General features: G+C 45.8%; 9 protein-coding genes. 6 read left to right on the top strand and 3 right to left on the bottom strand.

Features of this window, described 5'->3' with window-relative positions:
- Positions 1–27: 27 nt before the first annotated feature.
- Complete coding sequence (locus R7F07_RS12880) at positions 28–708, bottom strand: TIGR00153 family protein (protein ID WP_005379896.1); 681 nt, start codon at positions 706–708, stop codon at positions 28–30.
- Between the two features lie 212 nt (positions 709–920).
- Between R7F07_RS12880 and R7F07_RS12875 the strand changes: the two genes are divergently transcribed.
- Positions 921–2,453 carry an inorganic triphosphatase gene (locus R7F07_RS12875; RefSeq protein WP_171342781.1) on the top strand — a complete coding sequence of 511 codons (1,533 nt, stop codon included), beginning with the start codon at positions 921–923 and terminating at the stop codon, positions 2,451–2,453.
- Between the two features lie 41 nt (positions 2,454–2,494).
- Here R7F07_RS12875 and R7F07_RS12870 read toward each other — a convergent pair whose 3' ends face one another.
- The gene (locus R7F07_RS12870) at positions 2,495–3,268 is read right to left on the bottom strand and encodes a potassium channel family protein (protein ID WP_171342780.1); all 774 of its coding nucleotides are present in this window, start codon (positions 3,266–3,268) and stop codon (positions 2,495–2,497) included.
- A 105-nt stretch (positions 3,269–3,373) separates the two neighbouring features.
- Here R7F07_RS12870 and R7F07_RS12865 point away from each other — a divergent pair, with 105 nt between their 5' ends.
- The 3 genes from R7F07_RS12865 (at position 3,374) to hldE (ending at position 9,085) form a co-directional block, all read left to right on the top strand.
- Complete coding sequence (locus R7F07_RS12865; RefSeq protein WP_171342779.1) at positions 3,374–4,630, top strand: methyl-accepting chemotaxis protein; 1,257 nt, start codon at positions 3,374–3,376, stop codon at positions 4,628–4,630.
- Positions 4,631–4,743: 113 nt separating this feature from the next.
- Positions 4,744–7,587 carry a bifunctional [glutamate--ammonia ligase]-adenylyl-L-tyrosine phosphorylase/[glutamate--ammonia-ligase] adenylyltransferase gene (glnE, locus tag R7F07_RS12860; RefSeq protein ID WP_171342778.1) on the top strand — a complete coding sequence of 948 codons (2,844 nt, stop codon included), beginning with the start codon at positions 4,744–4,746 and terminating at the stop codon, positions 7,585–7,587.
- A 67-nt stretch (positions 7,588–7,654) separates the two neighbouring features.
- Positions 7,655–9,085 carry a bifunctional D-glycero-beta-D-manno-heptose-7-phosphate kinase/D-glycero-beta-D-manno-heptose 1-phosphate adenylyltransferase HldE gene (gene hldE, locus R7F07_RS12855; RefSeq protein ID WP_017633601.1) on the top strand — a complete coding sequence of 477 codons (1,431 nt, stop codon included), beginning with the start codon at positions 7,655–7,657 and terminating at the stop codon, positions 9,083–9,085.
- Between the two features lie 178 nt (positions 9,086–9,263).
- Here hldE and tolC read toward each other — a convergent pair whose 3' ends face one another.
- The gene (gene tolC / locus R7F07_RS12850; protein ID WP_005379884.1) at positions 9,264–10,592 is read right to left on the bottom strand and encodes an outer membrane channel protein TolC; all 1,329 of its coding nucleotides are present in this window, start codon (positions 10,590–10,592) and stop codon (positions 9,264–9,266) included.
- 229 nt (positions 10,593–10,821) lie between these two features.
- Here tolC and nudF point away from each other — a divergent pair, with 229 nt between their 5' ends.
- Together nudF and R7F07_RS12840 are read left to right on the top strand one after the other, a co-directional pair.
- The gene (gene nudF / locus R7F07_RS12845; protein ID WP_025768397.1) at positions 10,822–11,472 is read left to right on the top strand and encodes an ADP-ribose diphosphatase; all 651 of its coding nucleotides are present in this window, start codon (positions 10,822–10,824) and stop codon (positions 11,470–11,472) included.
- The gene (locus tag R7F07_RS12840) at positions 11,472–11,915 is read left to right on the top strand and encodes a DUF1249 family protein (RefSeq protein WP_017633603.1); all 444 of its coding nucleotides are present in this window, start codon (positions 11,472–11,474) and stop codon (positions 11,913–11,915) included. Before nudF ends, R7F07_RS12840 begins: the two co-directional genes overlap by 1 nt.
- Positions 11,916–11,919: the final 4 nt, after the last annotated feature.

Below are 11,919 nucleotides of genomic sequence, written 5' to 3'. Positions count from 1 at the left end.
TCTTCGTTATGTCGTTAACTTTATGTTTTAAGATCGAGATAGCATGACTTCCAAACGAGCACCTACGCGCTGCGCTTGGTCGGCAATACCACCTACCCATTCAAGAATCTTGTACAGGAACATGACATCGATAGGGTTCATGTCAGCTTCAATCACCATCAACTGTTGGCGAAGTTCAATCTGCATGGCATCGGTATCATCTTCGATAACGTCTAATTGATGAATCATTTCAGCGACGAGCGTCACTTCACGGCCTTTGAAGCCGGTTTCTAGCAATTCATCAAGTTCATTGATTACCTTTTGCGCCTGATCGGCAGCATCAAGACAACGTTGAACGTAAGCGAGGAAGTTTGGTTGGAGAGCCTCAGGGATGACAAGTTGACGACCATATACACGGCCAGCAATGTCTTTTGCCAGGTTTGCAAGTTTGTCCTGTTGAGTCAAAAGCTCAAGCATGTCAGTACGGTCGACTGGCATGAACAAACCGCGAGGCAGTTTTAGACGGATTTCACGTTTCAGCACATCCGCTTCTTTCTCTAGGTGAGAAATTTGTGCACGGATTTCTGCTGCTTTTTCCCAATCACCCTTTGAAGATACTTCAAAGAATTTCACCAAGTGTGAACAACATTCGTTGACACACACAACGTGGCGTTGCAAAGGCTTAATTGGGGACTTTGCAAATAACCCCATAATTGTATTTACTGGCATGGTCATTCAACCTAATAACTATAACCTTAAAAAAACATACACCATTTCTGAGTGCTTGGCGAAATGTTGAACGATGGCTATAAAGGCGCGCATGGTAACGCATTAAATCGCTCATTAAAACTGTTTTAGATCATCATTCCGGCGATATTTCTCTCTTGCCGTGTGAGAAATTACGCAATATCCTGTTTCTATCTGCTTTGAAAGGTATAGCTATGGAAACCGAAATAGAACTGAAGTTTTTTGTTTCTCCTGAATTTTCAGAAACTTTAAAAGAAAAAATTTCTGAGACAAAAGTACTTCAGCATAGTTGTCGTGACTTGGGTAACACCTATTTTGATACTGCCGATAAATGGCTTCGAAAGCACGACATTGGTTTAAGAATTCGCCGTTTTGATGATGTATTCGTCCAAACCGTAAAGACAGCAGGACGCGTCGTCGCAGGCTTACATCAAAGACCAGAATACAATGCTGAGCACACTAGCGACGAGCCTAATCTGTCGCTTCATCCTCTAGATATTTGGCCTCCAGGTAAAGATGCAGAAACGCTGCAATCCGAGCTTATGCCATTATTCTCGACTAACTTCACACGTGAACAATGGCTGATTGGCATGCCCGATGGCAGTCAGATTGAAGTTGCTTTTGACCAAGGCTTAGTTGTAGCCAAAGGTGAAGACGAAGAAGAGAAGCAAGAGCCAATTTGCGAAGTTGAACTGGAACTTAAGTCTGGCCAAACCGAAGCTTTATTCACACTGGCACGTAGCTTTTGCGAGCAAGGCGGTATGCGCTTGGGTAACTTGAGCAAAGCGGCGAAAGGTTATCGACTTGCAAGCGGTTATGCGGGTGATGAAGTAAAATCATTGGCACTTGTGGACAGTAGTCCGACGGATACCGTTGAATTTTGCTTGATCAACTCTTTAGAGCACGCTTTGTCTCATTGGCATTATCACGAGCAAATTTATGCTGAGCGTGACAGCGTGGAAGCACTGCGTGAAATCAGTAATGCCATTCGTTTCATTCGTCAAACATTGACTATTTTTGGCGGGATTGTCCCTCGTCGCGCGAGTGCGATTCTGCGCCAAGAGCTTAAATGGTTGGAAGAAGAACTGAGTTGGTTAGATGAGTATGCACACCTTGAAGAGCTCTTAGATGACAAAGGCAATGTGCTGCGTAAGTTGGATGCACGTAAGTTCTTAGTATCTGAGCTGACTCAGCAGTTACAAGAGTTGCCAAGCCGTGAAGAAGTGCTAGGGTTGCTCAATTCCGCGCGTTACACAGGGTTACTGCTGGATCTAAGCCGCTGGATCTTAGCACGCGGTTGGCAGCCATTTCTTGATGAAAAAGCACGTGAAAAAATGGCAAGTAACATCATGCCGTTTTCAGTTACTCAGCTCGATCGCACTTGGGCTGAGCTAATGGAAGCTTTCCCAGCAGAGCGCGATTTGACGGCGCAAGAGTACGTTGATCAGCGTTATCGCTTATTGCGTAACCTCTATACTGGTATTGGTTTCGCGAGTTTGTATAATTCGGATGAGCGTAACAGCTTCCGTTTACCATGGGCGGATCTAGTGCATGGTATCGATGATCTGCTAATGCTGAACCACTTGCTCCCGTTGGTTGATATGCTGGAAGACGCAGAAAAAGAGCAGTTAGAACGCTGGTTACACCGTCAAGAGCGCTCAATTTTACATGCAATGGATCAAACCCGAGCGATCAGTGTGGAAGTTCAGCCTTATTGGCGTGAATGATCGTTCTGGTGATAAGAACAAAAAAATAGGACCGCATGGTCCTATTTTTTTGTCTCTGTTTTACGTTGTTGTAGCTCTTTTTCCATGAAATCGAGTCGTTCTAGTATTTGCGCTTGTTGGCTTAGGAGCCGCTCGAGCATACGTTCTTTATTGATTGAACTGTGCGTCTGTTGTTTCGTTGGGGCAGTAAGGATAGAGGTGATAAGACCCGAGATCATACCAAAGATACCCACCCCGCAAACAATGATGATGACAGCCAAAAACTTTCCTATGGAGGTCACTGGATAATGATCGCCGTAACCAACCGTTGAGATTGTTACAAATACCCACCACAAAGCATCGGCGCCAGTACGAATATTCGCTTCTGGGTTTTTCGCTTCGATAAACAGCATTGCACTAGAACCGAGTGTTATGAGGATAACCATCAATAGCAGTATAGAGGCGACCGTGGTTTCGCGGCGGTTTTCTTTGAGCTGATGCAAAATGAACTTTGACGAACGCAGTACTAATACCACTCGCATAATATGAAAAATACGAGCAAAGCGCAGGGGCTCTATCAATGGGATGCTCGCCACGAAATCTATCCAATGACGTTTAAGGAATAACCAGCGATCTGTGGACCGGATCAAATCAATGGTGAGCTGTAGTAGAAAAATACTACAGATTATGAAATCCAGACCGATAAGAACTTGACGGGTTTCGTGATCGATCGGGAAAAACAACAAGCCAGAGATCACAAATAGTGCCATAAAAGACAATATTAGTGACAACAGGCCCATCGGTCGTGTGCTGTCTTTGATATCATTGTTTTTCATACGAAGCTCAAAATAAATCGCGTAACCACGCAAAGCGCGAACATAACTATAAGTAATATAAAGATTATAGATAAAGACTATATAAGACTCGGTGGAGAACTGACAATGGAAAAGCTGGCATTTAAGCCATGGGAAAGGGTCATATCCGACATTCGACTGGTGCCTAAAATGGTCATGCTGATGGTCTTCAGTACTGTCCTGATCGTGGCAAAACAACTGTGGGACGCAAACACTTTTTACGACTCACTTTTAGCGGCGACACAAAACGCGCAAGTTGCCCAACAGCATTATGAAGCATACTTAACGCAAGTTGCTTGGCAAACCGCCTTATTGATAGTGGTTTTTGTCGTGCTCTTATTAGCGGCGGCTAGAGTGATGTTGCGTCAAACACAGTATCTGAGCGACGCGATCAAACTGATGGCGAGCAAGAACCTCTCTGTTCCATTTGGTATGGATTGTAAAGATGAATACGGAGACGTGGCACGTGAATTAGAAAAGACACGTCGACAATTGCACGATGTGATTCAAATGCAAATTAATGCGTCTGATGAATTATCAACGCTCACCGAAATCATGACACTGAGCATGTCGGAAACGAAGGAATCGGCGCAAGAAGAGTTTAACGAAATTGATCAACTTGCTACGGCGATGAGTGAAATGTCGTCGACGGTCCAAACGGTTGCGGAACATGCCCAGACGGCCTCTTCTCTGACAGAGCAAGCTTCCGCGCAAGCAATTTCTGGTCAGCAGTTCTTGCAAAGTACAATGGCGAAAATGAGTGAACTTTCGTCGGATATCGCTTCATCGGCACAAGCTGTTAACCAAGTTGAAGAACGTGTTGAAGCCATTGGTAGCGTTGTGGGGACGATTCAAGGCATTTCTGAACAAACCAACCTGCTTGCACTGAATGCGGCGATTGAAGCGGCGCGAGCTGGCGAGGCTGGGCGGGGTTTTGCTGTGGTTGCAGATGAAGTTCGTAACCTTGCCCAACGCACACAACAAGCGACGGTAGAAATTCAAGAGATGATCGCACAGCTGCAAACCAGTGCTGAATCTGCGGTAGAACTCATGGAAAAAAGCGTTGTAGAAGCGGCAGATGGAAACGAGCTGGTTTCTAATGCTGGATCTGAGCTCGATGGTATTGTTGGGCAAGTGACGCAAATCAATGACATGAACTTCCAGATCGCGACGGCGTCTGGTCAACAAAGCAGTGTTGCAGAAGAGATGAGCCAAAACCTCACCAATGTACGTGAGTTGGTGGAAGCCTCAGTTGTTGTTGTTACCGAGCTGCTAGAAACCTCTGAAATGATGCAAAATAATGCAGGTGAGCTAGACAAGAAGATCAAATCTTTCCAAGTTTAATATTCGATCCCGAACTTTTGATAAAACGCCCACAAACCTTTTGTGGGCGTTTTTATTTGCTTTCAGTCTGGTATAAAGAATGAGTTACCGTGCTTTTCAAACAAGGAAGAAAAATGCAGCTGCCTTCGCCACTGATTTCTATCGCTGAATCTGCCGTACAAAACGCCCAAGACGCAGGTTATTTTCCCCTTTGGCCCGATGAGGTTGCGCAGCAATTTCGTTATGTGGCGGGCTTAAGCCAATTTATAACCGAAGCCATTCATCGCGATGAAGTCCTAGCCCGTGAGTTGCCAAGTATGTTAGCGCAGCCAAGTCGTCAGGAGTCTTACCGCTCACGCCTTGCTGAACTGTTGGAACAATGTCCTGATGAGATGTCTGGCCATCGCGTGTTGCGTCAGTTTCGCAACCGAGAAATGGTGTACATTGCGTGGAAGGATTTCACGCATGCATGGTCGCTAGAGACGTCTTTAAGCCACTTATCTGAGTTGGCAGAAGCGATGATTTTTGAAACCTATCAATGGCAATATCAAGTGTGTTGTCAGGAGTGGGGCACGCCAACAAGTGAGGACGGTGAAGTGCAGCCGATGTTAATTATCGGTATGGGGAAACTGGGTGGTGGCGAGCTAAACTTTTCTTCCGATATTGATTTAATTTTCACGTACCCAGAGAATGGCGAAACCCAAGGCGCACGCCGAAGCATTGCTAATGCCCAGTTCTTTACTCGTCTTGGTCAACGCATCATCAAAGCGCTCGACCAACAAACCTTCGATGGTTTTTGCTACCGCGTCGACATGCGACTTCGCCCATTTGGAGAAAGTGGCCCCTTGGTAATGAGCTATGCCGCACTTGAAGATTATTACCAAGAGCAGGGGCGAGATTGGGAACGTTACGCGATGATCAAAGCTCGGGTGATGGGATGTGAGATGTACCCGCAGTATCAAGAGCTACGCCAAATGCTGCGCCCTTTTGTTTTTCGTCGTTATATTGATTTCAGTGCGATTCAATCTTTGCGACGAATGAAGTCGATGATCAGTAGCGAGGTTCGCCGCCGAGGGTTGAATAACAACATTAAGCTAGGTGCGGGTGGCATCCGAGAAATTGAATTTATCGCTCAAGTTTTTCAATTGATTCGAGGTGGTCGAGAACCTTCTTTACGTAATCGAGGGCTGTTGGAAACGCTGCAAGGCATTGAAGAACTGGCATTGCTTACTCCACAAGAAGTCAGCGATCTAGAAGCCGCATACAAGTACTTGCGTCAATTAGAAAACTTGTTGCAAGCAATGGCGGATAAGCAAACCCAGACGCTGCCTGATTGCGAAACCGAACACTTAAAGCTCGCCACCGCGATGAAAATGAGCTGTTGGGAGCAATTGATTGAGCAAACCCAGCAGCATATGGCAAATGTTCACCAAGTTTTTGAATCACTAATTGGTGATGATGAAGAAGACGAGGGGACTACCGTTGCTCGTCATTTTCATGAGCTATGGGATATGGCCGACAAACAAGACGTTCTTGAGCATATCTTGCAGCAGGATATTCAGATTGAAGACTTTGCTTCATGCGCGAAAACCATCATCAACTTTAAAACCGATCTGGCCAAAAAAACGTTAGGCCCACGTGGACGCGAAGTGCTCAATCGTTTGATGCCGAAAGTGTTTGATGCGGTCTTTGCCCATCCTGATGCACAGTTTGGTTTATCTCGTGTACTTCACTTGCTACACAACATCTGCACTCGCACGACTTACTTGGAATTATTGGATGAGCATCCAGCGGCTCTGGTGCAGCTCGTACGTTTGTGTACCGCAAGCCCAATGATTTCAGAGCAGCTGTCTCGTTATCCTATCTTGCTTGATGAGTTGATCGACCCTGCGCAGCTGTACAATCCCATTCCATTAGACAGTTACCGTACAGAGCTGCGTGATTATTTGGCGCGTATTCCTGAAGATGATATGGAACAGCAAATGGAAGCGTTGCGTCAGTTTAAGCAAATTTGTATTTTGCGTATTGCAGCGGCAGATATTGCTGGCGCATTGCCAGTGATGAAAGTGAGTGACCATTTAACTTACTTAGCGGAAGCTATCGTGGATGCGGTGGTCAGTCAGGCTTGGTTGCAAGTGTCTGAAAAGTACGGCGAGCCAACGCATGTGAAAGATCGTGAAGGTAAAGGCTTTGCTGTAATTGGTTATGGTAAAGTCGGAGGGTGGGAGCTCGGCTATAACTCCGACTTGGATATTGTCTTCATGCATGACTGCCCAGTCAATGTCTACACTGACGGCAAAAAAGAGATTGATGGTCGTCAGTTCTACCTTCGTTTAGCACAGCGTATCATTCATATTTTCTCCACTCGCACCGCTTCCGGTATTTTATACGAGGTCGATACCCGATTGCGTCCGTCCGGTGCATCGGGTTTGTTGGTTAGCCCAACGGACGCGTTCGACGACTATCAACATCAAGACGCGTGGACATGGGAGCATCAAGCACTTGTCCGCGCGCGCATGATTTATGGTGATGAACCACTGGCGATAGCATTTCACAATACGCGGCATGATGTGTTGTGCAAAGCACGCGATCAAGCTGAACTGAAAAAAGACGTTGTCGAAATGAGAGAAAAAATGCGCGGTCATCTTGGGGGGAAAAAGCCAGGCCGCTTTATGCTCAAGCAAGATGTAGGTGGGATTACCGATATCGAATTTCTCGCTCAGTACCTAGTGCTCAACTATAGTCACGATAAGCCGAAATTGACGCGTTGGTGTGATAATGTGCGCATCTTTGAAACGCTCATTGCGCAAGATGTTATGGACGAAGACCAAGCAATGCAGTTGATACGTGCTTACACGACAATGCGCAACGAAATACACCGCCGAAATCTACTCAATTTAGACGCTGATGTGGTGGAAGATAAGTTTGTTGCCGAAAGGGAGTGGGTAAAACAGGCTTGGAATCAGTGGTTCAGTTAAGACCATATATTTAGCCTCGATAAGGGCTGTGATAAACTCACTTCGATTTAATTTTTGGAGACCAACAATGAAACCAATTCTACCTGATTACAACAGCGCTGGTGTGCTCATCATCGGTGATGTCATGCTAGATCGTTACTGGTATGGCCCAACCGGGCGCATTTCTCCTGAAGCGCCGGTTCCTGTTGTAAAAGTAGAAAACAATGAAGAGCGTCCTGGTGGTGCTGCGAACGTTGCGATGAACATCGCATCACTAGGTGGCCATGCTCACATTGTTGGTCTAACTGGGGAAGATGAGCCTGCAAAAGTGCTGACGGAGACGCTGAGCTCACTCAATGTGAAGTGCGATTTCGTTGCACTGCCTGATTACCCAACGATTACGAAGCTTCGCGTAATGAGCCGTGGACAACAGCTTATTCGTCTCGACTTCGAAGACAAGTTTGAAAACACAGATTCTGCACCTGTGCTATCACGTATGGATGCCGCACTGCCAAACGTTAAAGCCGTGATTATGTCTGACTACGCAAAAGGTTCGTTAGAGCATGTTCAGGCATACATTCAAAAAGCGCGCGCAGCAAATATTCCGGTTTTCATTGACCCGAAAGGTGCGGATTTTGAACGCTACCGTGGCGCAACACTTCTTACGCCAAACATGAAAGAGTTCGAAGACGTTGTAGGTAAAGTGAAATCTGACCAAGAGCTAGTAGAGAAAGCACTGGCTTTGGTTGAAGAGTTTGAATTTGAAGCGCTTTTAGTGACACGCAGCGAAAACGGAATGACCTTGATTCGTCGTGGCCAGGAACCGTTCCACCTTCCAACTCAAGCGAAAGAAGTGTACGACGTGACAGGTGCGGGCGACACGGTTATCTCTGTATTGGCAGCGTCTGTTGCCGCAGGCAAATCATTTGAAGAAGCGTGTGCACTAGCAAACGCAGCGGCAGGTGTTGTGGTTGGTAAACTAGGCACGTCAACGCTTTCTGAGATTGAATTAGCAGAAGCGGTACATGGCAGCCAAGACACGGATTACGGTGTGATTTCAGAAAAAGCACTGATCGAAGCGGTGAAAAAAGCACGTGCTCGTGGCGAGAAAGTCGTTATGACAAACGGCTGCTTTGATATTCTACACGCTGGGCATGTGTCTTACTTAAACCATGCTGCTGAACTGGGCGATCGCCTAATCGTTGCGGTTAATACCGATGAGTCAGTAAAACGCCTTAAAGGCCCTGGTCGTCCGGTAAACCCAACCGATCGCCGCATGGCGGTGTTGGCAGGTTTGGGCGCTGTGGATTGGGTTGTACCATTTAGTGAAGATACGCCGCAGCGTTTGATCTCAGAAGTTCTACCAAGCTTGCTAGTAAAAGGCGGTGACTACAAACCAGAAGAGATTGCTGGTGGTAAAGAAGTCATTGCGGCGGGTGGTGAAGTTCGTGTATTGAACTTTGAAGATGGCTGCTCGACCAGTGAAATCATTAATGCAATCAAAGGCGGTAAGGGCTAAGGCTGCTGTTTGTTAGCATTGAAATGCTATTTGCTCATAAAGGTCGCTAAGTGCGGCCTTTTTGATACTTGTAGTTCAGAGGCACTTTTAAGCTCTGAACTACAAGTAATAAAAAACGCCAGCTGATAACTCAACTGGCGTTTTTTATTTATTAAGACCTGAAGTATTCAGTTCGCGGTTATTTTGCCGCTTTCAAACCTGCATCAACGTCCAAGATGTCTTGTTCGCTTAGCGTACCAACTGCTTGGCGTAGCTGAAGAACACTTAAAATGTAGTCGTAACGAGCGTTCGATAGGTTTTTGTTCGCATCGTATAGACGACGAGTCGCGTCCAGTACATCAACGATAGTACGAGTACCTACATCAAAGCCAGCTTCTGTTGCTTCTAGTGCAGAGCGTGCAGAAATAACCGCTTGCTCATACGCACGTAATGCGCCGATAGAGGCGTTAATGTTGTTGTTTTGTGCGCGAACATCTTTGACTACGCTACGGTACTGTGCTTCAAGATCTTCGCTTGCTGCCACGTACGCGTATTCAGCTTGTTTGGTTTGAGAGGTTACGTTACCACCTGTGTATAGCGGTACAGCAAGGTTCACACCAATATTGAAGTTGTCTGTCGTGTTGTCACGAGAGCTATGAGAAGTATCACCGTAGTTGTAACCACCGTCTAGAGAGAGCGTTGGTAGGTGGCCAGAGCTTGCTAGTGAAATATTGTCACGCGCAATGTCTTGAAGAATACGTGAAGATAGCAAGGTCAGGTTTTTGGTTTTTGCTTCATCAATGAGGGATTCAGCTGGTACGGTCGATGGGCTAGCAGTGAAGCGGCCAGTGTCCAAAATGTTGAGATCTTTGTGCTCTTGGCCTGTAATTTCACGCAGTGACTCGTAGCTATTAGTTAGCGCGTTTTCTGCCAACACTTCGTCCGCTAGCACTTGGTCGTACTGAGCTTGTGCGTCATGCACGTCAGTGATTGCAGACAAACCTACTTCAAAACGCTGTTTAGTTTGCTCAAGTTGACGGCCAACCGCGGCTTTTTCTGCACGTACGAAAACAAGATTATCTTGTGCGCGTAGAACTTCAAAATACGCTTGTGACACGCGAAGAATCAGTGCCTGTTGCGTCGCTGCGTAAGTTGCGTCTGCTTGGCGAGCACTTTTCTCAGCAGTATCTAGAGAGATCCAAGATGCGCGGTTGTAAAGTGCTTGTGAAAAGCTAACGCCAGCGGTTAGCGCGTTGCCATCGTTTGATACGTCGCTAATTAGATTTGAATCGTATTCAGTATCACCACGAGTTAAATTGTAACCCGCAGTAAGGTTGATCTGTGGTAATAGAGCACTACGGCTTGAGGTGATTGCTTCGAAAGCTTGGTCACGTTGTGCTGCTACACTGAGCAATTGTGGATCATTTTGTTTTGCCAAGTCGTAGATTTCAGCCAAAGAGTCTGCGAACGCAGACGTACTCATGCTACCTAGCGCTGCACTGATAAATAGTGGAAGCAATTTTTTCATTTTCTATTCCCGCGGTCCATAGATTGGTTAATTCTCAGTAGTTTAACTCAATTTGCACGATATTTACTCTAAAGTTTGCACTTTTTTACACGTAATTATCCACTTGTGCAATAAATTTTTAGCGAAGACTTAAATTAATTTGTAACTATTATACAAAAAGTTGAGCCAAGTCCTTTGAGCAAGCGAATAACAATGAGTAAACTACAGGATTCACTCAGAGAGGTGTTGAATGCAACAGCGTGACAAACAACAACAAGATTTTACTTCGCGAGATGTAAAAGTCATCTCGAAAGAAACCTTATTTGAAGGTTTTTTCAAAATGGTGAAATACCGCTTTCAGCATAGGCTATTTGCTGGTGGTTGGAGTGGAGTTGTCGAACGAGAAATGTTCGAGCGTGGTCACGCAGCAGCGATGCTTCCTTATGATCCAAAGACGGACCAGGTCGTAATCATTGAACAGATTCGTATTGGCGCGTTGGAACATGAACACCCTTGGCAGCTAGAAATTGTCGCCGGTATGATTGACCGCGATGAATCAGCTGAAGCCGTAATTCGTCGAGAGGCTGTCGAAGAAGCGGGGATTCAGGTGGGGCGCGTTATACCTGTCACTTCTTATTATCCTTCGGCTGGTGGTTGCTCGGAAAAGCTAGACGTCTTTGTTGGTGAAGTGGATGCGTCTAAAGCGCACGGCATTCATGGTTTAGACTATGAGAATGAAGATATCCGAGTTCATGTCATGAGTCGTGAAACGGCGTATCAATGGGTGAAGGACGGGAAATTTGAAAATGGTGCGTCGATTATTGCGTTGCAATGGCTGCAATTACACCATCAAGAGTTAAAGTCAGAATGGGGACAATCCCAAACGGTGGAGAGTGAGTAATGGCACAATTGGCTGAAAAACAACAATATCATGTTGATTTAGCTGGTCTTATGAGAACGTATGAGACCAACTACGCTAAGTTGAACGCCTTATTGCCTGCTTCTGCCGAAGTTGGGGATGTACGTTGCTACCAAGCGGCGAACATGGTTTACCAATTGACCGTGAATGAAATCACAAAATACACCACAGTTGTTGAGATATGTCAGAGTGATGAAACGCCAGTGTTTCCTTTACCGACGATGTCTGTCAGGCTTTATCATGATGCGAGAGTAGCCGAAGTATGCTCAAGCGGAGAGTTCTCTCGCATAAAAGCTAAGTATGATTATCCCAATGACCAACTGATGCAGAAAGATGAAAAGCATCAATTAAACACATTCCTCGGTGAATGGCTGACGTTTTGTTTACGAAGTGGTATCAGTAGAACACCACTTGCCTTCAATTGATCGT

Source organism: Vibrio sp. YT-16 (assembly GCF_033337405.1).
In the GTDB taxonomy this organism is placed as follows: Bacteria; Pseudomonadota; Gammaproteobacteria; order Enterobacterales; family Vibrionaceae; genus Vibrio; species Vibrio alginolyticus.
The sequence above is the reverse complement of the archived record's forward strand: the minus strand, read 5'-3'. Positions and strand labels throughout refer to the sequence as shown.

Bases quoted from the DNA above. Each gene is read 5' to 3' on its own strand.
- R7F07_RS12865 (WP_171342779.1), top strand. From the start codon at position 3,374: ATGGAAAAGCTGGCATTTAAGCCATGGGAAAGGGTCATATCCGACATT.
- hldE (WP_017633601.1), top strand. From the start codon at position 7,655: ATGAAACCAATTCTACCTGATTACAACAGCGCTGGTGTGCTCATCATC.
- nudF (WP_025768397.1), top strand. From the start codon at position 10,822: ATGCAACAGCGTGACAAACAACAACAAGATTTTACTTCGCGAGATGTA.
- R7F07_RS12880 (WP_005379896.1), bottom strand. From the start codon at position 708: ATGCCAGTAAATACAATTATGGGGTTATTTGCAAAGTCCCCAATTAAG.
- tolC (WP_005379884.1), bottom strand. From the start codon at position 10,592: ATGAAAAAATTGCTTCCACTATTTATCAGTGCAGCGCTAGGTAGCATG.
- R7F07_RS12875 (WP_171342781.1), top strand. From the start codon at position 921: ATGGAAACCGAAATAGAACTGAAGTTTTTTGTTTCTCCTGAATTTTCA.
- R7F07_RS12870 (WP_171342780.1), bottom strand. From the start codon at position 3,268: ATGAAAAACAATGATATCAAAGACAGCACACGACCGATGGGCCTGTTG.
- R7F07_RS12840 (WP_017633603.1), top strand. From the start codon at position 11,472: ATGGCACAATTGGCTGAAAAACAACAATATCATGTTGATTTAGCTGGT.
- glnE (WP_171342778.1), top strand. From the start codon at position 4,744: ATGCAGCTGCCTTCGCCACTGATTTCTATCGCTGAATCTGCCGTACAA.